Genomic DNA, 24703 nt, shown 5'->3' with positions numbered 1-24703 from the left:
CATTTACGATTATTATACATATGGGCGGGCTTAATCTTCCTACTGGTCCTTATCTATGGATCATTAGGAGGGTGAAAACCTTCCCTCCAACCTTCTTTCATTGTCACCAGACGTGTTTATTATTTCAGTAATGTTATTCATTACCAAGCAAATTGATATACTTATCAAAGTTTCTAATCTCTTTAAAATCTATAGCATATCTTCCATCAACCTTTTCGGTTCTGTATAGTTTTACGTCCATTCCTTCATAATATTCATCTATAATATCTTTTATGCACTGCGCTTTATCTGGTTTTACTTTCAAACCAAAAATTATACCCTCTAAAGCATCCTTACTGAAGTTAACTAAGGATTTTTCTTTCATATCATATATAGTTGCTAATAATCTATACTCATGTTCATACTGCCAGTCAGTAAATTTAGTTAAGTAAAAGTCTATAATAATACGTTTAGTTTCTTCATTTTCTAGGTTCATCAAATTAACTGCTTTTGGCTTTACATTTTTGTAATCTATTTTATGGAAAGGAAGTCCATCACCTGAAGCTAACGGCAATAGATAATAATCTCCAAGTGAATACGACTTAAAATTAAGGCAGATTCCTTCATGGTTTTCCGAGTAATGACTCCACATCAAAAGGTTGTCTTTTCTATCACTAAAGCAGCAAGCTCTGAGAAGATCACCTTCGTCAATATTCCCTTCAACTTGAAATTTGGCTCTTTTGTCAAATAGAATCCCATCACTTTGTCGCCTCATTTTTCCTTTTCTTAGGTTTTCTGCGAGAAGGTTTCTAGCTTGAGCCGGATGCATGTTATGTTTACAGAAGAAATCCACCCACCTTTCATGTGTACCTTTGTGAATACAATCTAGTTTGCAGTCAAATGGATCGTTGAAATTTTCTGGATGATTAAAAAATAGTTCGTTATTTTTTAACAGACTTTCAGTATATTTATTAATAGGTCTATACTTGTGGAATAGCTTATCACAATATTTTACTTCAGACATAATGATTACATAGATCGTTTTTAAATAAATGTTTTGAAACTCAGATTTATGCTTTAAAGAGTTTGTAAGATCAAAAAGAAATGCATAAGACATTCATAGAGATATTTCTCATCTTGACTAAACAAAATTAACACTCCACTATTAGACAATGGAAACAGAAGAACCATTACGATACGAGGTCACATTAAAACAAAATAGAAAGATATAATTGCCGCTACTTTTATTTTTGTTTGTGGATAGAGCGACGACAAATAAAAGAGGTTTAAACAAAGACAAAAGCGATGGCAGCTTTAAGTTTATCATATCACTAATCATTTTTACATTAACAGTGTTATCTAGAATTTATGTTTACATGCAGGAGAACTTTGTAGAACTAGAACTTTTTTATGTAATTTCCATGCTAACCTTTACTTTAGGGATTACATTCGTGTTCATGTGTTGTTCTTTGTTTATGAAGGCTGTCGTCTTAGAAGTTAAGAATGATAGACATGTGAAATATTTAGAAAGCTATGCTACAGAATTATATTTAGCTGGATTCTTCATCATATTTACGGGTTTTTTATTAGTATTGGCTAGTTGTATAGTTTGTTTCATTCTTCCTCTAATATTAGATATTGTTACTTCTTTACCTGGTACACCAAATGCAATACATTGGAGAATTTCTCTTTCTTTGGTAATGATATCAAATATTATAACTAGTTTTCTTGTATTTAGTTTTATAGCAAAACCATTCAAGGAAGAACTAGCACCAATAATTAATAATTTTCAACAAAAAAAGGTTATTCTACCAACAATCCTGAGCGTTATATTCATTCTACTCTTCACCTTTTATATGTCAGATAGTGATAGCATCTTAAAAATGAATGATGTTTATAATAAGCAAAATGAACAAATTCCAATTGAACTTACAATGACAGGGGCGTTACTAAATGATGATGATGTTGTTATAAATTTAAGCAAATTAGACTCTAACAATGACTTAATAATTATAGACTCAATTAAAGTAAAATCCGATCCCAACTTAGAAAAAATACACTCTAGTACTTACTTAACGTGCGAGAATATTGATTTTGGTAAATACAAAGTTTTTGTAAACTGCACGAATTTAACAAAAGGATATTATAAGTTTTCAGTTTCTTTAGGAGAACCATCTTTATTCGTTCCTGATGTAGAAGTGGCGACCAATATTTTTTATTTGGTATAAAAAACCTCTATGAATTCATCTTATAGCTCTAAACAGTGTTTTTAAATGAAGTCTATAGCTGCTAAGCTAATTTAAAATTGTTGTAAAAATTTGGCTACTAATTTCTGAAAGTTACATAAAATCTGTGATTAAAAAGTTTAGTGCGTCTATTTTTAAGTGTATGCTATATGATGCAATTCATTAATATGGTTATTTTATAAAATCGCTTTTGGAATGAAGTAACAAAGTTTATATTAAATTGTTTATTAGACAGATATATGCCTGAAAAGTTTGACAGGAAGAGAGTAGAGCTAAGTTTTAGAAGGTTTTCCGATTTTGCTGATGACGTTTTGTCTTCAGAATACAGTACATTTGACGCATATCTGAATATATTTGTTAACCACTGTGAAAATGATGAGATAATGTCTATCATCTGTAATCAGTTAAAACATGATAGTACTATCCTTGACGATTGGGAGTCACGAAACAATTTGGCTGGGATTATTCATCGAGTTAGTGGTATAAAGCTTACTTTACCAACAGACGAAAAACAAAGGGATATTCTATTGTACCAAATCTGCTTAAAAGTAAATAAAGGTGAAACTGATATATTTTCAGTTTACTTTGACTTTAATAGTTGCTCCCCTGATGAAGCTGTACATAATTTCAATACAGATTTTGTAAAGCCTATGGTTAGATCAATAGGCTATAAATTAGAAGAAATCGAGTATGATATTGAGACCGACCTTAAAGACGAGCGATATATCCCTATAACAGTATTCTATGTTTATCAGGATTATAGTACGAATATTACAGGTGATGTCAATACAAAAGGTGACGCAGCTATAGGCGAAGGTGCAAACATTGAAAAGAAATCAATCATCTAATACTAATATTCATGGTAACGTGAATATAAAAGGTGATGCTGCAATTGGTGATAATGCAAAAATCGTGAAAACTGAGAGTAAAAAAAGTAGTTTATTTGATATTTTAGTTGGGATAGCAACCATTGTTGGAGTCTTAATTGTAATTTACCAGTTTTTAAAGAACTGATCCCAAAACTTCAAGATTACAAAACGAAAATGATTCTGAAATTTACATAAGTAAAAATTAAATTGTTTTTGGGATAAGCTCTCCATTACACATTATTTACTGCCTACTGAAACAAAACAATTACTACCTGTATAGGCACCTGGTTGATAGCCTATGACTACTTCTTTGCCTTTAGGTACAGTATAAGCAATCCATCCTTCTTTTATGCCACCAGGCATTAGATTACCATCATCGAATACGGTCATATTACTTGTCACATAAACACTAGCGAGCTTACACTCTACGTTGTCACAATAAGCATTGAACTCGTCACTATATACATATGCGCGTTCGTCACGGAAAAGATGGTTGTAAGCAAGTTTCACATCTACTAAAAGATACTCGAATCCAGGAGCAGGGTTTTCATTACTATTTATCTCATTACCTCTAATGACTTGTACTACACTGAAATTGTAAACTTCACCTCCGGATTTGATCGTTAAGGTTTCGTTTATTCCTGCGGGGTTATGGATACTTCCCTTAACTGGTGTTGGTTGCTGTTGAGGAGTTGCTTGCTGCACTCCATCGTCATTGTTATCTGAAAAACAGCCTGCAGCAGCTACGATAAATGATATAACTAGAAGAAGTAACAAACTATTTTTAAATTTCATAGTACGCCTCCTTTCTTTAAATAATAAAATCTGGTTTATAAATATTCAAATATTTACTAAACAGGTAGGCTACCTGTTAATTTCTGAAATGTTACTCTTCTATTTGTTCTTTTTGGAAATGTCATATTAAAATATCATATTAATCAATATGAATAATTATTAAAAACAGATAGCGACTTCAGAACCCTCTTGTTCCTTTGAATTTTCAAAGTTTTCTCACACTTTTTTAATATATTTCAAAAAATAAATGATGAGTTTATCCCAAAACATTATTTAGTCTAATAATGGCATCAAATTACAGTTCACATTTTGGTAATTCATAACCTCAAAAAAACCGGACACAGTGTCCCAACTGATTTCCTCGCAATAGGACGCCGCAGTTATTCTGTTTTAGAATCGTGATCTATAGTGGCAGTTTTACATTCTCACTCGCAGTTTTATAAAAAAGGCATTGAGATGATAAGTCTGGCTTTTAAGCTTAAGCAGTTTTACAATTATTGTGACTATGAGAAAACGACAATGGCTGAAGCTTATGTAATCGAGTTAAAGAGTGGAAATAAGTGAATTACGTTAGTATAGAATGAGAGTGTCGAGATTAAAGAATGTAAAACCTATTTTAAAGTTATAATTGATTTTTATCTAGGAGTTGTTCAATATAATCCTCTTGAGACATGGGGCACTCAATCAAATTTTCCAAATCATTCATTGAATTTAGATAAAGTTGTTTCTTCATAGCTGACAATAAACCATCTCCATACTCACCATCACCATGACTAATTCTTGTTTTAATGTGAGTTCGTAATCCATTATAATAAAACCAAAAATAGGTGTGATGGGTTTCTTCTTCTTTAAATCCCTTTGTCTTAAGAGCTGAAGATATCTTTCGTGTTTTAAACTTCAATTGAAACACCCGATATAAGGTTAAGAATTCTGTATTTTATATCTTTTGCTTTTTTAGTAAGTTTCTCATCTGGTTCTTTAGAATAGACATCCCACATAACAAAAAAGTCTTCTTCAAAATTGCGTTTAAGTTGTTCAATGTCTGAAGCTGCCAAGAAAATACCCAATTCTTCATTATTGCCTTCCAAAAAGTCATTGGTATATACTATATCAACAGCAATAGGATGTTTAAATTGAAGTATATGGTTTTCCCATCTAACTTTATCAAAAAAAAGTGAATTAGTGTGTTTAGAGTTTTCTTTTTTAGAAACGTTAATTAGAATTTTCATTCCGTTAACTGTAGATTGATATGCAGATCCGAGAGCAAAAGCTAAGTCTATAAGGTCTATATTATATGGTTTAAACGTGGAAGCTAGAGAGTGAGTGTCTATTGAATGAGAATTTATAATTTTTAAACTTTCATGATTGATTGTATTGATAGGGCGCTGCATTCTTTGGATTATTGAAGGATCAATCCCACTAGTTATTGACAATGATTGCAGCGATGCAGTGTCACTCATCGAAAAAAACCTTCCAATGTATTTTTAGAGTATTCTTTTGCCTCTTTGTATTTCTCAATACACTTACTTATATTTTTTGAACCTTCTAGCTGGCAGTGGAAATTAAAGTCGGTTATCCGATTATGATCTGAGCTTGGCTGAACAATAAAAGTTACTGCAAAATTATCAAATTTGAACTTTATTATACTACCTAATTGGTAATCTTCATTAAATAATGACTTAAATTTCTCAGTATCGTAACAGTATATTTTCCGAAGAGCGCTCTCATCTGTTTTTAGATTGTATGAAAAATTAAATCCAACCGCTAAATATGGTACTTCTGGAAGTGCAGAAATATAAGCCAAAATCATTTCTGGTAATAAATCAACCCTGTTGATAATATCGTTTTTTAAAGTTAATTGAAGTCTATCTGGGTCTACGTAAAATGAGTAATTCTCAGTTTCCACTACAGAAAACGCAGGTGTATGTGTAAAAGAAATCACATTATCCTTAATTATCTTTTTTTGAGACAGCCAATCTTTAGAGATTATTGAAGGGTTGTGATTTTTAGCTAAAACTACAATATTAACTCCAATTAAGGATATTTCCATAATTCCACCTACAATGTTTGAAGTAAATATGCCTTTGATCCTTATTAATACTATTTAGCCATTTTCATATCATCTTTTTTTCAAACATTTTTAACCTTTGTGGATTATACAGACTAAATATTTTAACCAAAAACAAATCCAGATTTTTCTCAATTTCCTTATTTTAGCCTCTATCCTTTTGACTCTTTTACATTGCCAAACAACCGTTTTATAATTATTGATAACATGCTTTAATGCTACTTTGATGGTTTATACGCGCCTTTAAATATGTATTCTGCAGGAGTCTTAATATTAGCCCTGTTCTGGCTTGGTCCATAAGATAAACCAAAACTCACATTGTTTTTGCTATCTTCGCTAATTGCAAGCCTTGCCAACTATTTTTTAAACCCTACTTCTAAGCCCTCAGTTTATAAAATTAAAGAAGGGTTAAATCTTTCTACTTCTAGTTGGATTCCGAGTATAAACAGCATAATTTGTGATGCCATTTACATTAGCTGTTTTAACCCTGGCAGAAAAACCCTGTTGCTTAAGACTGTTTGCGTAAGCTCTTGCCCTGTCTCCGTAATGGTGGAAGTTTGAAGCTAAAGTATATCGCTTATTGCTAAGGATCATAGTTTTTGTAAATGCTTTACCTTTTGCTTTTGAGATCTTCTTAGCTTTACCTTTCCCTGTGATCCTGGCAGGTGCTTTAGTTGCAATCTTCTTATGTGCTCTCTGTGTTAATTTTTTCACATATAGCCTAATACCTGTTTTTCCATTGCTGAGAGTCACAATATGTTTAAGCACGTCATAGCCATTATCACGGTATTGCTTTTCAGCACCATGTAAATGCATTTTTTCAACTGCTGAAGTGCCAAATGTGCCTTTATGTGTATATCCTTTAAAGGCAGCTTCGGCTTTTCTTCTATCAGCTTGTGCTGCTTCTGCTTGCTGCATTTTGTAGTTATAATAAGCTTTACCGTTATTGTATGTCTTTCTACTGTCATTATAAACAGCATTAGCCGCCTTTTTTGCTATATTTCCGAAAAACCCCATTTTTCAAACCCCCAAAATAAAAATAAGGGTGAATTAATCACCCAAACATACTTTTCATACTTCCTAGAACGTTTTTAATGTCACGCTCGAAGTTTTTCTTATTTGTATATCTCTTTATGCCTTTTGAATTTGATTTTATTTTAGGTGTTGGTACTGGTACAGGTTTAGAAGGTGTTGGTTTTCTACCTACAGAACTTACACTAGATTTTGAATTTACACGTTTTGGACGTGCTTTTGATTGTATTGATCTGCTTGGTATTGATTTAGAAGGCACGGATTTACTTGGAACAGCCCTGCTTGGAATCATCCTGCTTGGAGTAGTCTTTGATGGTGTTGCCTTGCTTGGAGTAGTCTTTGAAGGTATAGTTTTACTAGGTATAGCCTTTGAAGGTTTTATTTTACTTGTAGTAGCCTTTGAGGGTATTGTTTTACTTGGTGTAACTCTTATAGGTACTGCTCTGCTTAGTGTTGTTGTACCTTTAGATTTTACAACCTTTGAAACAGCTTTACCATTAGCTTTCGATATTGATATTGGCTTGCTACTTTCTGTCACTCTAAACCCTAAAGCCTTAGATCCTATTGCTTTTGATCCTATTACCTTAGATCCTAATGTTTTTGACACGTTTGCCAGATTTTTTAAATCCTTTATACCAGTAGCTTTTGATTTACTTACATAAAGTATATCTTTTTCAATTGCTTTAGGCTTTACAGATTGTCTAAATCTAGCTGATACACCTTTTTTAGCTACGTTTGTATTGCTTTTTTTGCTACTAATTACAGCAGGTGACTGTCTTGCTCTTATCTGTCTTACTGCCCTGTATGATGCATTAGGCATTTTAGGTGTTTGTTTTATTGCCAAATTATCCTGTACTGCTTTATAAGCTCTGAGAATATCATCAAGGGCTTGAAGTTCTTTCTCAAAGCTCTCCATTCTCGTTATAATATGCATCATTTCAGATTTTTTTAATATGCCTGATGTCAAAACATTAAATTCTGGTTTAGATGGTATTTTACCCTCGCTTATCAGATACTCTGCAATTGGTGATTCTTTTACACTTGGATTCTTTGCAGAATATAGTCTTGCATATTGGATAATCTCTTTTGAAATTCCAGTTTTAAATGTGACTTCATTAGCTACACCAATTTCAATAAGATCACGTATATCTTTTGATCTTCCTGGGTGAACTGGCTTTATTTCCCCGCCCTGTAATGATGTTGCACCAGCATGTTTTCTAGCAGCCTGTTCTTGCAACTTCATCATTTTAATGTCTTCAACTTTTAAAGATCCTAATTTTTCATATCCGAATGCAATTCTATCTTCAGACCTGTATCCTGGCATGTCTTTATTTTTACCTGCTTTAGATGAGAATACTTCAACACCTTTTTGCCATTTCCCATCTATCTTAAATTCAATCTTTGGAGCATCAGCCTCTACTTTAGTTATTCTGAAATCTACACTCTCTTTAAAACCTGCTTTAACAGCCTTTGTTTTAAATAATGCAATAAATTTATCTGTTGATGAGACTGATACTTCGATATCTTGTGGGATTCTGCTTAAATAACCCTTCATTTGTGCCTTCTGGGCTACAGATCCATAAACTTCTATACCCTGTGACTTTCCTTTCCCAAAAGCTACTATAGTGTCTTTCACAATTGGTTTTATGTCATTAGGTACATGCTCACTTGTAATCTCAAATTTCTTTGGAGTTGTAACAGGTTTGTTTAACCCATATGCCACATCAGATATTTTTTTACCCGACTTAAATAATAAAACATCAGATTCACCGGACCACCTTCTAGCAGTTGCCTCAAAGGCTGCATTATCTGCTTTGTCAAAAGCCTGTATAAGTCTGTTTTCAAGTTTACCTTCTATACTCAAAGTTTTTGACATTTCAACAGGTAATGAAGGTGCACCTCTCACAAACCCGCCATTTGCATTTCGAGAGATCACAGATTTTCCACCTATTGAAAAGGTTTCTCCAACTGTAATATCTTTAACAGTTGTACCATGCCCAGCAGTTACTTCTTGTAATTTTACTGTTTTAACACCTGGAATTATCGAAATTGGATCTTTTACAATTTTTGCACCTTTAGAGTAACCCATACCGCCTACAGCTAATGAGGTTATGAAATTAACCGTTTTTTGTGCATCACCTGACATTACAGTTTTTGCACCCTCAACACCGACATAAGTACCTAGTGTTAACCTTCCTGCAGTTGGGATATATTTAGCTGCAACACCAGCACCTTTACTTATTAAAGTACCTGCGCCTGCTTTAGCAGCTATTTTACTAGCTCCTAGAGCCGTTAAACCTAAACCACCCTCAACAACAACACCAGCTATAGCACCACTAGCATACATTGCTGCTACTGTAGCTGCTGCCGTCACTGGCTTAGTTCTTCCAGACTCTAAAGCATCATATGTAGTATCCATTACTGCTTTTCCATACTTATTACTGTATACAACCTCTTGCGCCTCTCGATGCTTATCTTTTAGTGTATATTCTCTAGTCGCTTTCCCTGGTTGAGTGACTTTAAATTGTATGTCTGGTATCAGAGCATCACGTTTCTTTTCAATTTCAGCCAGACTTGGCAAATCCAAAAATTCAGCAACTTCTTTATTTATTTCACCTAATTCTTTACTAGCTTTCCCAGTCACATTCTTATATGAAAAAGTATCCTGAAACTTTTTATTTAATTTTGCCATTGCTGCAAATGTAGGTATATCACTTTTCAAAGTTTTTTCATAATTTAGCTGATCCACTGTTTTAAATGGTACCGCTTTACTACCTACAAAAGATGCAGAAACTAAATCAGCATTCATATTATGAGACTCTAAATACGCTTGAGCTGCAAGTATTATCTTTTTATCTTTTTCACTTGTTTTATTTGTGATTGGTATCTTTGCATTCTGTTGAGCTGCTTTAAGTTCTGATCTATATGTACCTGCAGTTTTTTCGTATTTTCCGCTTTTATATGTGACGTTAGCTGCACCTGTACCAAACTTACCTTGTACTGTAATCGGATTTACAACTTTTTCCCTTGCATCAAGTATAGGTTTAAAGGTTTTCTCTATTTCTACTGCTAATTGTTTAGCGGCTTTTATATCGGCAACAATTTTATCATGTTTTGCTTTTGCGTATTCGTTAGTCACAGTACCATGGATTACAGTTTTAGTGTCTCCACTAGTGATATCTTTTCTGGACACAGGGTTATAGCTTCCTGCTAATTTCTGCTGGTAAAGTTTATCTGCTTCTTCAAGTGACTTTACAGCACCTATAACTGTTATAGCTTCTTTTACGCTGCCATTACCTACTTTTTCTATTTGGTTAACCCAAGTGCCATCTTTTAGTTGTATTTGTCCTGGGTGTTTAGCAGACTCTTTTATATTAACATCCTTAACAGAAAGTTTTACGGCTTTTACGTCTTTAGCAGTTCCAGATCTCGCAACCACACTAGAATTTATGCTACTACTTGCGTTAATCTTAGCTAATTTTTCACTGCCTGTAAGCTTTGTTGATATTTTTGCAGTATTAAGCTCTGACTTTTTAACAGTATTAGCATTAGCTGACTTGTTCCCACCTTTAAATTTTGGCTCTACATATGAGCCTGCTACTGTAACAACAGAAAGCCCACGATCTAACCTAAATTGTAACTCTGTTAATTTAGGGTTGCTTTCGCGCTCACGAATTAACTCTTTTTGGTCTGCGTTGCTTAAAGCTACTTTATATGCTAATCCACTACCTTTTACTTCCGGTGCAACGTAAGTGCCTGCTTTTACTTGTGCTATTGCTGCAGTCTGCTGAGACTGTTGAGCTTTTTCATATGTGCTAGTAGTCCAACCTGTAGGAGTACCAATTTCGTAATAGGTTATGTTTCCTTTAGAGTCGTATTCTACATTTTTTACATCATGAGATAATTCATATTCACTTAATGCGTATAAGTTACCTTTAACACCAACATTATACAATTTTCCGTTTTCTATCGTATAAGTTTTTGTAATCCCGCCTTCTGTGACGGTTTGAGTCGGACTAAAAGTAGTTAGCGAACCTACAAGTGCATTATTAAGTACTTGAGAGGTTTGTATTTGACTACTGCTTACTGCCTGAGCCTGTGCTTCTGTAGCTGCCATGGTTGACAGTTTAGTGTTTACGTCAGCTACGTATTTATCAATAAGCGCGTTTGCTGCCGTTTCTGTGATACTTGAAGATACAGAAGGAGCTGCTAAAGTCACACCATAACTTGCAGCCTGAACCTGAATGCTCTTAAGTGAGTCCTGAGTGTTTTTAACAAGTATTGCACTGTTTACTTGTGAGACATAGCTGTCTATCATTTTATTTGCAGAGTCTTCAGTAATGTTACCACTTACGTTAGGAGTTGAAACACTTACTCCGTACTGTTTAGCTTGAGAGGCTACACTGTTAATAGCATCCTGCGTTGATTTTACAATTAAAGCATTGTTTACCTGTGACTGGTAGTTATCTATAATATTTTGAACACTAGCCTGAGTTAAACTACCTGAAACAACAGGTACAGCAACATTTACACCGCCTGCTATACCTTGAGAGTGTAAATCATTTACTGCTGTGGTTGCATAATTAACATAAATTCTCTGATTAACAGTATTTATATAAGTGTCAATAAATGATTGTGCATTTTCGTGTGTAAGATTTGCCAATGAAGGCAGCCCAACACTTACACCAGCGGCTACACCTTGACTTTGAACGTCTTTTAAAGCTAAAGTCACATTCTTTTTTAATACTTCGTTATTAATATTTGAAAGATATTTCTGTAAAAGTTCCTGGTGTTGAGCCTGCGACATACTCCCAGATATCATAGGACGTTCTGCAGATACACCTTCTTCCTGTGCTGCATAATCGAGTTCTTTATAGGCTTCAGCATACCCTTTTTCTACTGCAGTCTTTTGCCGTAAATATGCAGCCCATGAAGCACCACCTGAACCTGCTGGTGATTTCCTTTGTATAGCGTTGTAATCCTTATACCATTCGCCTGTTGCCATTTTTACCCCCACCCTTTACAATTTTTATGATAGGTTTTTTAATCTGTACAATTTTTAGAACAGGACGCTTCAGGCTTACATGCACATGCTTAGCCTTTATTTTTGGCACTCGCTTTGTAGTTTTTCGCATGTTCTCACCTATAGCTTATGCTGTAATTTTGTAAGCACTTGCAGGCATACCAGACTGTTTAGCGTAAGCTTTCAGTTTTGCAATTACCTGTTTTTTTACAGATGCTGAAGCACATTTATATCCTACTTTTGTTGTGAATGAGTATCCTTTACCTGCTTTTGTAAGATTCTGTACAGCTATGCCTTTTTTAGCTACTTGATTTGCTACAGTTACAGCTGCAGATTTTGATACAAACGGACCGACTTTCACAGCCATTACAACACGATACTGTTTTTTAGAAACAGATCTCTTAACTGGTTTTCTAATAATTTTTCTTGTTTTTACTGTCACTAAGAACCACTCCGGATGGTATTTATATATAATTTATAAATAAAATACAAACAATAGTAGTTATATATTTTATTACATAAAATATATAATTTAAAGTATATAAAGCCTTGCGCAGCCTACAGATAGTGAAAATGATAGAAAAAAGAGAGAAAGTATTAAAAAAAGGATTATAAGTTAGCTAGTTGCGACACTTAAACAGCTATTGAAAAAAATTATATTATGCCTTCTTTTCATGAGAGGCGTTATATTTTTGAATCATATCATAATCTGCAGTATTTGACTCTGATATAATTTGCTCAGTATCGTCTGGATATACAGCTACGGTAGTTACAGTTTTACCGTCATTATACATTCTTATTTTAGTATTATTTTCAAAGTCATTACTATTTGGAAATATATAATATGTCAATGCAGTTATTCCTATAAATAAACCAATCAAAATAAAATTACCTAGAGCACCATTCATTATTTCATCTGGAAGAAAAATTACCATAAAGAAACTAGCAACAAACCCAATAATTAAATTCCCTATCATACACTAACCCCCATACTAAAAACTTTACTTATTCTGTGACTTCCCACTTCGTATAGCTGTTTTTCTTTTCCCTTCTGACTTTCCCTTTCTTTTCCATTTTCTTCAACATATAATAAGTGCTGTACACTTGCCAACCCATACCTTTTGCGCACACGGAGGCACATATAGGTGATTTTTGAGATTTCAAGAAATTTAAAAGCTCATTTTCAACTGCAACAGATTTACTTTGTTTTACTGTATACTGTGGTTTGTTTTGAACTGTTGATCCTCTGCTAGTTGCAAAAAAGGCTCTCCTATGCTGCTTTTTTGTTTTGTGCAGCTCACCGCAACAAAAACTAGATACGCCAACTTCTTGAGAAATTTGATAGATTGATTTTCCATTTATGGAAGCCTGCATATATTTTTTTATTTTTTCTTTTTGATCTGGTTTAAGATCCAAAGTTTCAATAGGTACCCCATTTAGGACTTCCCAAAAACCTCTGCATAGTCGGCTTTTTGTTTTGCAATATGCAAGACTCACACCCTGCTCGTTTAATTCTGATGCCATTTTTACCCCTTACTCCCTCAAACCCTTCTTAAAGTGTTTAACTGTAATTGAAGCAATGATTTTGTTTTGATTGCTGTTTCTAATGATTGATTCAATTTCTCAAGCCCTGTGACTGCCACAGAGTCAGAAATATACACATTAAATACAACTTTCTGCACTTCATTAGTTATGTTTGCAATTATCACATTAAGCCTTTCAATACTGTTTTTCAGTTCTTCTACCTGTTCTTCTTTGTATCCTGGTTTTTCCATTTTTTCACCTTGCCTATTTTTTCAGGATACCACCACATACCACACCACTTTTAATTTAATCCATTAGAGCCCAAACATGGCTTTGTCCTTCATCAACTTCTATTTTTGTGACTTTTCCATCCTTCAACATTTTATTTAAATAAGTCTCAGTCGTTTTTCGAGAGCAACCTACTTTTTTTGTAATATATCCAATTGTGCAGAGGCAACAGTTTTTTAACACCTTTTCAAAGTCATCTTCTGTATACTTTGGCTCAAACACTGGCATTTTTAGAACCTCTTAAAGATTCATTTATTCTCCTAATGTTTTCTTTCTCTTCCTCTGTATAGTCGCCTTTGTTATGCCTAACAATTGTAGCAATATACTCAGCATGTATTTCATCGTCTATTTTCTTCCTAGCTTGTGCTTCTTCATGTTGTTTAGCAAGTTTTTTCTTAGTATTATTCCAACTAGCTTCACGCTGCTTGTAAACAGTTTCCCAATAGCTTTCACTAAGCTTTTTGTACTCCGCTTCAAGTTTCTGCATTTCATTTTTGTCTATTGCGCCTACAGGAAGCGTTATATTCTCAATCTCGATACCAGGAAGGAGTTTTTCAATTTCACTCATTCGAGCACGTTTCTTATCTTGACTTAATCTCATTATTTTGACACCCCAACAGTTAAGACATTTTTATTAATCCCCAATATAATTATAGGTGTTCAAAGTATATAAACCTTTCTATTACCTAGTAGTGGAAACGAAAACTTATATACGATAATAAAAAACAAGATCAGTCTAACAGATTTTCAGAATTCTAAGTTTTTACTTTTTAATATAATGAATTTCTCTGGAAACTACAGGGCTGCTTGTTACTTTGCCCTTAACCCATTACCAAACTTGATAAGAAACCCAATGTTAAGCCAAAACATTAAAGCCTGATGTTTCTTGCATCCTACAAGAAAGACTCTGAATCATTCAATTTTAATAATTATTTAAGTTTCTTGCTTTCATATATTCAAGGCATACATTATTTCTAATAATTATGATTATAATTTTTAATTTTGGGGTAACTTAATGGATGATCAGACTTTTTATTTATTGGCACTTGTAGGAATGATAGTTCTTTTTACATCACTTGGAAGAACACAGAACGATTCAGGAAAACAACTTGGAAACCTGCGCCCTGCAGGATACTCACGTCTACCACCCGAACGAACGTCTGATTGGGTAAAGTGGCATGCAAAGGAGTATATGTTCGTACGTGATGAATTAGGAAGATCCACGAAGCAGCTGAGAACTGGGTATCAATACTTCGATGGTAAAAACTACAGTTATGCAGTGTATTACACTGGCAATGGGAGGTTTACGATTTTTAGGAAAAGGAAATACTGAAAAATCAGATGTTAGATGAAAAATATGTAATAGTAGTATCAAATCTTGCGACACATTAAAAAATTAATTTGTTTTTATCTGCATACTTGCGTTCTGAATCAGCGTAAGCCATTTGTTACCTCCTTTTAACTCAATTCTACAAGCTTCAGCAAGTGTCACACCGTCAAACCACTAATGAAACTTTATTTATTTCAAAATCACTGATGGCTTGATAGACTTCTTCAAAGATATCCTCAATCGAATTAACAATTTGGGGCTTTATTCCTTTAATCCTACTATCTTTGTCTGTTTTTAAATCATAGCAGATGATTCTGCAACCTTCTGCTTTTTTGTAGACATCAATCTTATTCTCACTATTGCTTCTAAATATTACGTACAAGAATTTTAGGTTCTCATTTAACTGCTTCCACATCTCATAATCAACATTATATATTTTCGCTAAACTCCTCTTCGTGAAACTAGCTTTAAGTTCCATTATGCAGATTGGTTTATCTGTCACATAATCCCGAATAAGTACGTCAGGTTTTCTTTTTCTTCTTTCTCCAGGGACAGCAATCGAATCATTTAAGGTGAGTTTTATTTTTTCAAATTTGCCTTCTAAAGTCAACAAGTCCGATTTAGAAAGTAAGTAAGATTTCAAAAGAAAAAAGAATTTATCTTCAAAAAAGCTCCCAGTCCTACTATCTCCGTTTATCCTCTTAGCCGCAAATATTTCGGATTGCGGATTGTTAAATTCACAGAATGAATCTATTACAAAATATGTTAGTAATTTATTTTGCTTTACTACGTCCCAATCTTTTCTAAGATTTTTTGCTAGATTTACGGTATCAAGATCCTCAAAATAAGGTTTATTCTTTAATTTTTCCAGTTGAGTTGCAGCAGCACATTTCTTTGATGTTTGTGGACAATTATTTTCTAACAATTTATCTAAAAATCTATTCAGCTCAACTGACTCGCGATCTGGAAGATCTTTAATTTTTAAAGACAATTCTTTGGTAACCCTCACTTTATGTACCCCCTACAATTCTTATAATTCATAATTTATTAAAGTCTATAGTTTCCCCTTTATTGCTTCTATTTTCCTACATAGGCTTGACTAAATATTATTTACACTGTTTACAATATATTTAATTGTTTTCAAACTGGAAGTTTATACAAATCTTCCTCAGCAATCCTCTAGGTATGCAGAAAAATTTGGCAATTTAGTTAAAAACGATCAATTGATACAACATTATTTTTTTTCTCTTTTGTCTGTGACCTAACTATCTAACTATAGTCAAGTTACTAAAAGGAAGGTTACAAATTAGATATAAAGAAAAAATGTACAGTTACCGAATTCCTTTACAATAGAAAGATGTTTATACTATTAGACAGATATTTATGATGTATATATTACTGTAATTATTGAACTCATAAAACTATGACGTGAGGTTGAGCAATTGGACACCATAGACGAGAAAATTAAGCAACTGGAAGAAGAAATCGAAAAGCTAAATGACCGACTTACGAGTGTTGAAAAGACAGTTAATAAGTGTGCTCCAAAGAGTGCAGTAAATAAAATTGAAGCTGATATTAGGAAAGAAAAGAAAGACAGAAAAGAAAGAGAAGACAGAAAAGAAAGGGCTAGTATCTCTAGACTGAAAAGTATGGGATTATGAATATAAAACTGGTTGTGTGAGCTTCCGGAAGTCATAACCTATTACATCAATAATGGTGATGTTAAATTATGACAGAAGTAGAAAAATCTGAATATTATATCCAAATAGACGAAGGGTACATTGTAGCCATTCCGAAAAATAACCTACTTGATGTTGGTGATCAAGCAATAATTTTCACTCATCCTAATGGTGAAAAATATGCGGTAGATGCAAATTTTCTTGATAAAATCAGATCAGCGTTTCCCGACAATCCACTTACTGCCCAAAAATTAAAATTTTTAATCGAAGTTAAAGTATAATGTCCACAAAATAACAAATTTTTGATATTTATTAAGTCAAATATCAGCTTAATCTAACTACAGAAAACAAAAACTTTATACTACAAGTTCGATTGATATTTCTTTGATACAATGTATGAGAAACATTACTGCTTCGAGCCCCCAGATAAAGATTCAACTACAATTTGGAAATATCTAAAATTTCAATATTTTATTTCTTTACTGGATAAAAACAGTTTATTTTTCGCTAAACCCAAATTATTTGAAGATCCTTATGAAGGCTCTTATTCAAATGCTAACCTAACTGAAATGAATAAACTCCTAGAAAAATACGATGAAACCTCTCTAATAGATCAAAACATACGTACTTTACTTAATAACTCAAAAGAAGATAATGTAGTTTTGAACTGTTGGCACAGGAATAAAGAGGAATCTGCTGCTATGTGGAAACTTTATTCAGATGACAATGAAGGTATTTCAATTAAATCCGACTTTGACAGATTAAAAAATTGTTTTTCTGAGTGTCCATATCCGGTATATATTGGAAAAGTAAAGTATATTGATTGGAATATTGAGAAAATACCTCAACAGAACGTTTTTTCACCTTACCTATATAAAAGGAGAAGTTTTGAACATGAAAACGAAATTCGAGCGTTAGTTCATACAATAAAACATGATGGTGAGATATGTTATACAGATAAAAACCAAGTTTTGCAAAAGCATGAATTAATTAATAATGGTGTATACGTTCCAATTTCATTGGATATTTTGATTGAAAAGATATATGTTTCTCCCAAGTCTTCAAAGTGGTTCTTAGATTTAGTGAAATCAATTTCAAAAATGTACGGGTTGAACAAAGAAATTATTCGATCGAATTTATACGATGGTCCATCTTAAGATATTTTAACCATCGATTAATAAATAATCTAACTGTCGCTTCTTCTCTTCTGCTTCTTTAAGCTCTCTGTCCCTCACTCATACAATATTTAACAAGAAGTGTGACGTTCAGTCAAAGTTGCAATGCCTGATAAAATATAGTTAGAAAAGAAAATATGCTGGATATTCAGCATATTTTCTTTGATCAAGTGATCAATAAAATATTAAGTATACTGCTTGAAAAACTCATCAGCCTCGTCGGCGTGTTTCTTATCGACAATAAACGTTTTATCAGTACCATTTACTGATGCGTGAACGGGAATTTTATTCATATTCAGATATTCCTCAAAATCATCAGCAATATCGCCATTAACACAATAACTTACGTTCTCTTTCCCAACATACTTTATTTCATCCAATTTATTCGCCTCCGTTAGAAGATATGCATTCTCTTAAATCAATATACAGAAAATCCAATTTTGAAAAAGAGCAATCTATATATTTAAAAAACTTACTAAATTATCCTCTTAAATTACATATATACAGAAATAAATAAAATAATATTCTGTAATTTCACTTTAAACTAGGTCCAGATTAGAGCCTTCATTTTAAACGAAGTCTTTTACCAGAGAAACTAAGCAAAAGAAGGGTAATTAGAGCTTTTCAGGTTTAAGTATTTAAGCATTTCTAAGGATTCCGGATAGATTGCTCTATTTTATGACTTCTGTGACTTCTGTGCTTGATTTCTTGCACTTATTAAAATCTACGTAGTTTATACGGTAATTATCGTATTTCATATGTATTTCTACGTAGTTTTCATGTAGTTTTCACGTAATTTCTTAGGATTTTCTTAGGATTTTCATATACTTTTCATGTGAGTTGAAAAGCAAATATATACACAAAACCGTAAACAACCATATTCCTTTTCAAAATTAATATGAAAATTTATATTAATTTTATTGTTGAGAAGGATAGAGAAGAATTAAATTAAATCGGTAAGCTTATTTATAAATTCTTTAGTTATTCTGTGACTCTCACTCAACCTTTTTATAAACATAAAGCTGTCCATCATCTACTGAAAGCTTCTCAACCTTTCCAGCTTCAACAAGACTATTAATGTAGTTCATACAGGTCATCCTAGCACAACCGACTTTTTTAGTTATACCGCCAAGGGTCCGGAGTTCTCCATTAAGAGCATCTAGGAAGTCTTTTTCTGAGTATAAAGGTTTAAATTGAGGCATGTTTAATGCCTCCTTTCATATTCCGCATTTATAAGACTTTCAAACAATGCTTTTGCATTCCCTCTTGCCATTTCTATAATCTTCTTATTTATTTCAGAGTCAAACTCAAGATAATAAGGGCAAGATCCTTTTGCATTCTTTTTCTTTTTATCCCCACTTCTAAGCTTTTCAAGTCCATCTTTTACCTTATTTTCAGGCATGTCTGCTAATTCTATGATATCAGATTTTTTAAAATCTCTTAATAACTCTTGCTTGCTAATATCACAGACTTTACAAATCTTATCAATTGCTTCAGTATATTTCCCATCATTGGAGATGGTTCTAGCACTTACACCAAACTCTTTAGCAAGCTTCTCATTAGTTTTCGAGTTGCAATTTTTGCAACTTGAACCGCCATAACTCGATTTCTCTGTATTGTATTTAAGCCCTCTAAAATATGAGAGCTGTTCAGGTGTTAAGTTTCTCCTAGACAGTTGTGCCCGAATCATCCACTCTTTTACAGCTTCACGGCTTTCAAACTCTTGCTCTATAATTTTTGGCTCAACATTTAATTTTTGACAGATTTCAAACCTATTGTGACCATCTACAACTATATCGTGATTTTTCCATAATATGACAGGAAAAGCAGGATTAAAACCATTTTCACGTATGCTGTTTTCTAGGTCTTCTCTTTCTTGTTCGTTAAGTGGATCAATAAGTTTTTTAAATTCAGGATCAATTGTTACCATTACGCCACCCCATAGTTGTTAGTCATTTTAATACTGTCAATTATTTGTCTAAGTTTCTCTTTATCTTCTTCCTCTACCTTACACATGTAGTTATAATTTTCAATGTCAATAATTTTTAGTACTTCAGTCTCTAACAACTCTACTAAAATTTCAGGTGGTAATGCATCACATTCCCAGGAAGTAGAACCATGCTCTTCTTTATATTTCCCTGAATTCCTATCCCCATCTTTCACAACATTTGGAGGCAAATTATATTCTTTTACTTGTTCAAATGTTAAGGCTACGCGTCTAAATTCAACGCCATTTGCACCCATTAGACTTATTGTTTCTTTAATGGTTTTATCCATCGTTAATCCACTAGGATCATGATCACCAACATAAAGAATATATGCAGTCTTACCTTCTTGTAAAGCCCTTATCATTCTTTTTGATATATCATAAAGTATAGTATTAGAGCAGAAGCCTTTGTCACCTGTAAGCCTAATTGAATATTTATTTGTAACTGTTTTTATAATGTCATAGATAGCCATTTTCTCTATCATAACTTCAATATATACATCTTGCAAAAGCATCCTATTTACCCTATACTGTTCTAGTGTATCATTTATTGCATCGTCTATACCTAAATTATAATAGTGCATATATGATTCACGGTTTCTATCTACTATCGCATTCCAATCAATAATTCCAGCCATTCTAGCATTTGAAATTATTTTAGTTACTTTGTTATAATTTTTCTGATTATTAGTTAAAATAACTCTTGCTACAAGCTGATAATATATTTGCCTACAAGTAAGCACGAATCCTTTTATCATATAATCGTTAATAATAATCATTATCTGTTCAAGTAAAACTTGCTGTTCTTTTTGCGGTTTATATTTTTTAAACTTCTCACAAGCCATTTTTAAACCAACCCCTATCCAAATTAATAATAATTTTACACTGTGCACCCATAAAAACTTACAAGTACATATACTATATACGCACTCAAAGTATATAAATGTTTCGCTAGATATCTAATGAAAACGAAAACTTATATATAATTAGCTTAAATCGTTACCAGTAGAACAGCTTTTCAGGAAATTAAGATTTTCAATTTATTGACTAAAGGACTTTACCTTGCTTCTGTGCTTGGTTTATTGAACTTCTTAAAAATATACGTAGTTTTTACAGGAATTATACGTAGACTTTACTTATTTCCTATGTATTTTTACGTAGTTTTCACGTTATTTTCACGTAATTTCTTAGGATTTTCATTTGAATTAAAAAGCAAACATTTACACAAGAACCGTAAACAATAGCCGTAATACATTTAAAAATTAATATGAAAATTTATATTAATTTTACTGTTCTTTTTATGTTAAGAAGAAAAAGGAAAGAGAAGAAAAGAAATAAGGCAAAAGATCCTGAGTATTTCTTATGTTGATTGGAAAAAGTTAGGGTTTTCTAAGGGTACGTTACATTACATGAAACAGAACGCTAAGAGTGATAAGCCCTTTACACTCAACAACCACGTTTTAGAGAGGGTTAAGGCTTGGGAAAACTTGGTTTCCGAGGATCAGGTTAAGGTTTAAGAAGTTTAAGTCTCGATGTTAGGAGGTTGGAGGAGGAAAAATTAAATCATTTTGCAAAAAAATATTTTTAATAAAGATAAGGGAATAGCTTGAAGACTTAGAGTCTATTTACAAATTAAGGAGAAAGCATTGAGGAGTTAATTTGAACTGATTAATCTGATAATTTTCTAGTCTAATAGCAGTAATTATTCTATTATAGCAATTTAGAAACTCTTCTTAAATAATTTACCACTATCATCTCTATCATGAAGCTTCAAGCAAATCTCATTTTCTTGGAATTGTATAACATTCCCATACTCATCCCTTGGTAAATCAGAGTCAATAACAGTAAGTATATATTGCAAATTATAGTCTGCACATATTTTTTTAACTGTTGAAATATAGCGTATTTTTTTTCTATTATCCAAAGCTTCAAGTGATCCATCGTGATATACAAAACGGTAAAATGATCTGTTTGCATAATAAATTAAGAGTGATAGATCAAAAGCTATGCAGAGCATTTTTCGATATGTTGATCCACCATCTTGATCTGTAATAGCCAAGCTCTCAGGATTTTGAATAGTTGCTTCGAATTCAACATTACCATTCTTATTTAGTTTCAAAGAAAGCAAAGCATTTACGCCGAGTATTTCTTTTATTATATAATTGAATATTTTTCTAATCTCAGCATGCTTCTGTTCATCAATTGAAGACTGTATCTCATTGCTTTTGTTTTCAACTTCGCTTTCTTTTTCTTCTAATTCTTTTGTATATTGAGAAGTTTTATCAATTGAGTTTAGTTTTTCTTGTAATTGCATTATATTAGCTTCAATACTAGACAATTGCTTTTGAAGTTCTTTGAACTTAAAGTAGCTGTCTTTCTCAGTCAGGTATTCCAAAAGTCTTTCTTTCTGAGACTCAAGGTTTTTCAATTCTAAACTCAAAGCTTCATATTTAGAAAGAAATTCAGCTAAGTTTTCTTGAAGGAACTTGTTTCTTTCTTTAGTAATACTATCCTTAAATTGCAAGAGACTCTCATAATCATTAGTAAGCTGATCTGAAAAATAAATATCGGCATCAGAATATAAACGCTTTAATTTATCTAAATCAATAGCGCTTTGAGGAACTGATAATGAGTCCTCAATTTTCTTAATCTCAGCAGAAAGTCCATATCTTTGTGCATTAAGAATTTGTATTTTAACATCAATATCTTCAACTAGTTCAGTATTAACCTTTTCATCGCTTTCATAGAAATTAAATTTATCAATTTTGGTTGAGATTTCTTCTTTTTCATCTAACTTTATTGACAACAGACCAGCAACTTTATCTCTCTCATTAATGTCGATATTAATTTCCTGCTTAAGAGTATCAATTTTCTTTTCCAAATCGCTGATATCATCATCTAATTCATATTTTTCCTTGATAACTTCGCTATTGAAACCAAGTAAATCAAACATAAATGGTTTCCAATTCTTATCTTTACCTTTAAATTTGTCCAATCTGAACACATCACGATAATCATGTTGTGATCTCAAAAAATAAGTGACAGATTTTCTGTAGGACCATTTAGGTAGCACATCAAATCCAAGATATTTATTTAGTTTTTCTTGTGCAGCTTCAAGAGGAATATTTTCATAGTCATACAATATTTCTGTTTCAAAATCAATCATTTTGTGTGCAGATAATTTGAAAGAAATCCTTGATTGATGATCAACACTTCTTCTAATAATCAAGTATTGACCATTATTTAATTCTAACTCTGCAAAAAAAACCTGGTTCTCAAAACCGCCTTTTGTAAGAAAGAATTTAGATTTATCTGGAATTTGTTTTAATAAAAGAAAGTCAATAAGAGAAATAAGCAATGTTTTGCCTAAATTATGTGTATCTTTGTCGGTTTTTGACTTGTCTGTAATTTCACCAATTATAACATTAAGACCATTATGGAATTCAACATTATGAAACTGAGTTTCATCGTTAGAATATATCTTACGCAGTTTCATATCTCAACCTCAAAGCATCTAAATTAGGAAGATATTCTATTTAATTCAATAAATGGAGGAAGCATAAAGAATAGACAAACATATCTTTTACATTTTCAGATGTTTCAGAAATCAACTTGTTTAGGAGTTCATCATAACTCATAATTTCATTTTCAATGAGATTCTCAATTACAATACCTGTAATGTTGATAACAGATAATTTGGGATTTGTGTGTTTATCCGGTTTCAGCATTTTCAGGTTCCTCCATTTTTTCCGATATCACAATTATAGTACATATAATGTAGAAAGACCCGTAAAAGATTTCTGTTTAATAACAGCTTACCGTTATTATTATCAAGTGTCGATTTATATAAATCATTTAGTACCTGATCAAATAAAGCGTAATTATCCCTGTTTAATATAATTTCTTCTTGGATGTCATTTACTGTATTTTCATATTTTAATTTATATTCATAATTAACAGGGTCCTCAAGGAATAAAGAAATTCGATTGAAATCTGAATATGATTTTTTAAAGACTTCGTCAAAATAATCTTTAGATAGTTTGTTTAACATGTTTTTCTCTTCAATAGAAATTCTTTTTAAAGCATTTTTTTTAGCCATCAGTTCTGCATTGGAGAATTTTACTTCAGAAAAAGCAACAACAATATCCTGCAAGTCTTTTTCGTAAAAAGTAATAGGCAAGAACAGCCGACTTAAGTTAAGTATCTTTGCGATTTGAGGATTGATTTCTAACCAAAGTTGTATAGTCTCATCACCTATAAGAGAATTAGGAACACCTACAGTTTCAGAAACGAAATCCTCGATTTTAGGGTCTTGAAGTCCAGAAAGTTTTCTGTTAGTAAACATTAAATAATAATCTATTTTTCCAGAATTTTTTAAGTTTCTTATAGAAATACATTCTTTTCTAAGAATTGTTTCAAATTCGCTATCACTACAACTAGCTACTGGTTTTATAGTATGCTTGGCTTGAATTATAAATCTTCCACTCCAAGGACTTGCCTCACTTGGATATCTGTTAGCTGTTCCAGTAAATTTGGCATCTCTTCCACCGTCTTTACCAGCTGAAAATACAATAGTACCTGTGCCCAATATTTTATTGCAAATTAAAGCTACTAATTTCTCAAATTCTTCATCATTGAGGTTATATAAAGGATATTTAAAATTCATAGATTACCCTTTTTCGTTCAAATTTCATTAATTTGCAGATAA

Annotated in this window: 28 protein-coding genes; 7 read left to right on the top strand and 21 right to left on the bottom strand. The window is 32.4% G+C overall.

The window, feature by feature from the left end; translation table 11 throughout:
* Positions 1–133: 133 nt before the first annotated feature.
* Positions 134–1003, bottom strand: a complete 870-nt coding sequence (locus MSMAS_RS09285; protein WP_196296923.1) for a DUF2971 domain-containing protein — start codon at positions 1001–1003, stop codon at positions 134–136.
* 232 nt (positions 1004–1235) lie between these two features.
* Here MSMAS_RS09285 and MSMAS_RS09280 point away from each other — a divergent pair, with 232 nt between their 5' ends.
* The 3 genes from MSMAS_RS09280 (at position 1236) to MSMAS_RS09270 (ending at position 3239) form a co-directional block, all read left to right on the top strand.
* Positions 1236–2207, top strand: coding sequence for a hypothetical protein (locus MSMAS_RS09280; RefSeq protein WP_155395365.1), 972 nt, complete (start codon positions 1236–1238; stop codon positions 2205–2207).
* A 257-nt stretch (positions 2208–2464) separates the two neighbouring features.
* Entirely contained in the window at positions 2465–3073 is a 609-nt protein-coding gene (locus MSMAS_RS09275) for a hypothetical protein (RefSeq protein WP_048046510.1), read from the top strand.
* Positions 3074–3092: 19 nt separating this feature from the next.
* On the top strand, positions 3093–3239 hold the full coding sequence (locus MSMAS_RS09270; RefSeq protein WP_196296922.1) for a hypothetical protein: 147 nt from the start codon (positions 3093–3095) through the stop codon (positions 3237–3239).
* Positions 3240–3331: 92 nt separating this feature from the next.
* On the opposite strand, the gene MSMAS_RS09265 is transcribed toward MSMAS_RS09270, so the two are convergent.
* From MSMAS_RS09265 to MSMAS_RS09210, 12 genes are all read right to left on the bottom strand, one after another.
* A complete protein-coding gene (locus MSMAS_RS09265; protein ID WP_048046508.1) occupies positions 3332–3889 on the bottom strand; it encodes a DUF4352 domain-containing protein in 558 nt (185 codons plus the stop codon).
* 622 nt (positions 3890–4511) lie between these two features.
* Positions 4512–4790, bottom strand: coding sequence for a hypothetical protein (locus MSMAS_RS09260; RefSeq protein ID WP_048046507.1), 279 nt, complete (start codon positions 4788–4790; stop codon positions 4512–4514).
* A complete protein-coding gene (locus MSMAS_RS09255; RefSeq protein ID WP_048046506.1) occupies positions 4780–5349 on the bottom strand; it encodes a hypothetical protein in 570 nt (189 codons plus the stop codon). Before MSMAS_RS09255 ends, MSMAS_RS09260 begins: the two co-directional genes overlap by 11 nt.
* Positions 5346–5939 (bottom strand): hypothetical protein, encoded by a 594-nt coding sequence (locus tag MSMAS_RS09250; RefSeq protein ID WP_048046505.1) that lies wholly within the window; start codon positions 5937–5939, stop codon positions 5346–5348. The genes MSMAS_RS09255 and MSMAS_RS09250 overlap by 4 nt, the downstream gene beginning before the upstream one ends.
* A gap of 426 nt (positions 5940–6365) precedes the next feature.
* Positions 6366–6974, bottom strand: a complete 609-nt coding sequence (locus MSMAS_RS09245) for a hypothetical protein (protein WP_048046504.1) — start codon at positions 6972–6974, stop codon at positions 6366–6368.
* Positions 6975–7011: 37 nt separating this feature from the next.
* Complete coding sequence (locus MSMAS_RS09240) at positions 7012–11994, bottom strand: DNA topoisomerase 2-like domain-containing protein (RefSeq protein ID WP_048046503.1); 4983 nt, start codon at positions 11992–11994, stop codon at positions 7012–7014.
* 145 nt (positions 11995–12139) lie between these two features.
* Positions 12140–12454 (bottom strand): hypothetical protein, encoded by a 315-nt coding sequence (locus tag MSMAS_RS09235; RefSeq protein WP_048046502.1) that lies wholly within the window; start codon positions 12452–12454, stop codon positions 12140–12142.
* A gap of 217 nt (positions 12455–12671) precedes the next feature.
* Positions 12672–12989, bottom strand: a complete 318-nt coding sequence (locus MSMAS_RS09230; protein WP_048046501.1) for a hypothetical protein — start codon at positions 12987–12989, stop codon at positions 12672–12674.
* Between the two features lie 28 nt (positions 12990–13017).
* The gene (locus tag MSMAS_RS09225; protein WP_048046500.1) at positions 13018–13536 is read right to left on the bottom strand and encodes a hypothetical protein; all 519 of its coding nucleotides are present in this window, start codon (positions 13534–13536) and stop codon (positions 13018–13020) included.
* A 17-nt stretch (positions 13537–13553) separates the two neighbouring features.
* Complete coding sequence (locus tag MSMAS_RS09220) at positions 13554–13787, bottom strand: hypothetical protein (RefSeq protein WP_048046499.1); 234 nt, start codon at positions 13785–13787, stop codon at positions 13554–13556.
* 55 nt (positions 13788–13842) lie between these two features.
* Positions 13843–14052, bottom strand: a complete 210-nt coding sequence (locus tag MSMAS_RS09215; RefSeq protein ID WP_048046498.1) for a hypothetical protein — start codon at positions 14050–14052, stop codon at positions 13843–13845.
* Entirely contained in the window at positions 14039–14392 is a 354-nt protein-coding gene (locus MSMAS_RS09210; RefSeq protein ID WP_155395364.1) for a hypothetical protein, read from the bottom strand. The genes MSMAS_RS09215 and MSMAS_RS09210 overlap by 14 nt, the downstream gene beginning before the upstream one ends.
* A 447-nt stretch (positions 14393–14839) precedes the next feature.
* On the opposite strand from MSMAS_RS09210, the gene MSMAS_RS09205 reads away from it, so the two are divergent.
* A complete protein-coding gene (locus MSMAS_RS09205; protein WP_048046496.1) occupies positions 14840–15157 on the top strand; it encodes a hypothetical protein in 318 nt (105 codons plus the stop codon).
* A gap of 163 nt (positions 15158–15320) precedes the next feature.
* On the opposite strand, the gene MSMAS_RS09200 is transcribed toward MSMAS_RS09205, so the two are convergent.
* Positions 15321–16163 (bottom strand): hypothetical protein, encoded by an 843-nt coding sequence (locus MSMAS_RS09200; protein WP_048046494.1) that lies wholly within the window; start codon positions 16161–16163, stop codon positions 15321–15323.
* A 433-nt stretch (positions 16164–16596) separates the two neighbouring features.
* Here MSMAS_RS09200 and MSMAS_RS09195 point away from each other — a divergent pair, with 433 nt between their 5' ends.
* The 3 genes from MSMAS_RS09195 to MSMAS_RS09185 all read left to right on the top strand — a co-directional run bounded on the left by MSMAS_RS09195 (position 16597) and on the right by MSMAS_RS09185 (position 17990).
* Positions 16597–16815, top strand: coding sequence for a hypothetical protein (locus MSMAS_RS09195; protein WP_048046492.1), 219 nt, complete (start codon positions 16597–16599; stop codon positions 16813–16815).
* A gap of 68 nt (positions 16816–16883) precedes the next feature.
* Positions 16884–17114 carry a hypothetical protein gene (locus MSMAS_RS09190; RefSeq protein WP_048046489.1) on the top strand — a complete coding sequence of 77 codons (231 nt, stop codon included), beginning with the start codon at positions 16884–16886 and terminating at the stop codon, positions 17112–17114.
* A gap of 111 nt (positions 17115–17225) precedes the next feature.
* Positions 17226–17990, top strand: coding sequence for a DUF2971 domain-containing protein (locus tag MSMAS_RS09185; RefSeq protein WP_052728063.1), 765 nt, complete (start codon positions 17226–17228; stop codon positions 17988–17990).
* A 203-nt stretch (positions 17991–18193) separates the two neighbouring features.
* Here the strand turns inward: MSMAS_RS09185 and MSMAS_RS09180 are convergent, their stop codons facing one another.
* The 7 genes from MSMAS_RS09180 to MSMAS_RS09150 all read right to left on the bottom strand — a co-directional run bounded on the left by MSMAS_RS09180 (position 18194) and on the right by MSMAS_RS09150 (position 24661).
* Complete coding sequence (locus MSMAS_RS09180) at positions 18194–18388, bottom strand: hypothetical protein (protein ID WP_048046487.1); 195 nt, start codon at positions 18386–18388, stop codon at positions 18194–18196.
* Between the two features lie 615 nt (positions 18389–19003).
* A complete protein-coding gene (locus MSMAS_RS09175) occupies positions 19004–19210 on the bottom strand; it encodes a hypothetical protein (protein ID WP_048046485.1) in 207 nt (68 codons plus the stop codon).
* A 2-nt stretch (positions 19211–19212) separates the two neighbouring features.
* Positions 19213–19938, bottom strand: coding sequence for a ParB N-terminal domain-containing protein (locus tag MSMAS_RS17890; protein WP_052728062.1), 726 nt, complete (start codon positions 19936–19938; stop codon positions 19213–19215).
* On the bottom strand, positions 19938–20840 hold the full coding sequence (locus MSMAS_RS09165) for a hypothetical protein (RefSeq protein ID WP_048046483.1): 903 nt from the start codon (positions 20838–20840) through the stop codon (positions 19938–19940). The genes MSMAS_RS17890 and MSMAS_RS09165 overlap by 1 nt, the downstream gene beginning before the upstream one ends.
* An 875-nt stretch (positions 20841–21715) precedes the next feature.
* Positions 21716–23491, bottom strand: coding sequence for a DUF2326 domain-containing protein (locus MSMAS_RS09160; protein ID WP_048046482.1), 1776 nt, complete (start codon positions 23489–23491; stop codon positions 21716–21718).
* 40 nt (positions 23492–23531) lie between these two features.
* The gene (locus MSMAS_RS09155) at positions 23532–23723 is read right to left on the bottom strand and encodes an ABC-three component system middle component 6 (RefSeq protein ID WP_048046480.1); all 192 of its coding nucleotides are present in this window, start codon (positions 23721–23723) and stop codon (positions 23532–23534) included.
* Positions 23724–23725: 2 nt separating this feature from the next.
* On the bottom strand, positions 23726–24661 hold the full coding sequence (locus MSMAS_RS09150) for an ABC-three component system protein (protein WP_048046478.1): 936 nt from the start codon (positions 24659–24661) through the stop codon (positions 23726–23728).
* Positions 24662–24703: the final 42 nt, after the last annotated feature.

The sequence above is a fragment of the Methanosarcina mazei S-6 genome (genome assembly GCF_000970205.1).
GTDB lineage: Archaea > Halobacteriota > Methanosarcinia > Methanosarcinales > Methanosarcinaceae > Methanosarcina > Methanosarcina mazei.
The sequence above is the reverse complement of the archived record's forward strand: the minus strand, read 5'-3'. Positions and strand labels throughout refer to the sequence as shown.

Coding starts and splice junctions, on each gene's coding strand:
- MSMAS_RS09285 (WP_196296923.1), bottom strand. CDS start 1,003: ATGTCTGAAGTAAAATATTGTGATAAGCTATTCCACAAGTATAGACCT.
- MSMAS_RS09275 (WP_048046510.1), top strand. CDS start 2,465: ATGCCTGAAAAGTTTGACAGGAAGAGAGTAGAGCTAAGTTTTAGAAGG.
- MSMAS_RS09265 (WP_048046508.1), bottom strand. CDS start 3,889: ATGAAATTTAAAAATAGTTTGTTACTTCTTCTAGTTATATCATTTATC.
- MSMAS_RS09255 (WP_048046506.1), bottom strand. CDS start 5,349: ATGAGTGACACTGCATCGCTGCAATCATTGTCAATAACTAGTGGGATT.
- MSMAS_RS09250 (WP_048046505.1), bottom strand. CDS start 5,939: ATGGAAATATCCTTAATTGGAGTTAATATTGTAGTTTTAGCTAAAAAT.
- MSMAS_RS09245 (WP_048046504.1), bottom strand. CDS start 6,974: ATGGGGTTTTTCGGAAATATAGCAAAAAAGGCGGCTAATGCTGTTTAT.
- MSMAS_RS09240 (WP_048046503.1), bottom strand. CDS start 11,994: ATGGCAACAGGCGAATGGTATAAGGATTACAACGCTATACAAAGGAAA.
- MSMAS_RS09230 (WP_048046501.1), bottom strand. CDS start 12,989: ATGATAGGGAATTTAATTATTGGGTTTGTTGCTAGTTTCTTTATGGTA.
- MSMAS_RS09225 (WP_048046500.1), bottom strand. CDS start 13,536: ATGGCATCAGAATTAAACGAGCAGGGTGTGAGTCTTGCATATTGCAAA.
- MSMAS_RS09220 (WP_048046499.1), bottom strand. CDS start 13,787: ATGGAAAAACCAGGATACAAAGAAGAACAGGTAGAAGAACTGAAAAAC.
- MSMAS_RS09215 (WP_048046498.1), bottom strand. CDS start 14,052: ATGCCAGTGTTTGAGCCAAAGTATACAGAAGATGACTTTGAAAAGGTG.
- MSMAS_RS09210 (WP_155395364.1), bottom strand. CDS start 14,392: ATGAGTGAAATTGAAAAACTCCTTCCTGGTATCGAGATTGAGAATATA.
- MSMAS_RS09205 (WP_048046496.1), top strand. CDS start 14,840: ATGGATGATCAGACTTTTTATTTATTGGCACTTGTAGGAATGATAGTT.
- MSMAS_RS09190 (WP_048046489.1), top strand. CDS start 16,884: ATGACAGAAGTAGAAAAATCTGAATATTATATCCAAATAGACGAAGGG.
- MSMAS_RS09185 (WP_052728063.1), top strand. CDS start 17,226: ATGTATGAGAAACATTACTGCTTCGAGCCCCCAGATAAAGATTCAACT.
- MSMAS_RS09175 (WP_048046485.1), bottom strand. CDS start 19,210: ATGCCTCAATTTAAACCTTTATACTCAGAAAAAGACTTCCTAGATGCT.
- MSMAS_RS17890 (WP_052728062.1), bottom strand. CDS start 19,938: ATGGTAACAATTGATCCTGAATTTAAAAAACTTATTGATCCACTTAAC.
- MSMAS_RS09165 (WP_048046483.1), bottom strand. CDS start 20,840: ATGGCTTGTGAGAAGTTTAAAAAATATAAACCGCAAAAAGAACAGCAA.
- MSMAS_RS09160 (WP_048046482.1), bottom strand. CDS start 23,491: ATGAAACTGCGTAAGATATATTCTAACGATGAAACTCAGTTTCATAAT.
- MSMAS_RS09155 (WP_048046480.1), bottom strand. CDS start 23,723: ATGCTGAAACCGGATAAACACACAAATCCCAAATTATCTGTTATCAAC.
- MSMAS_RS09150 (WP_048046478.1), bottom strand. CDS start 24,661: ATGAATTTTAAATATCCTTTATATAACCTCAATGATGAAGAATTTGAG.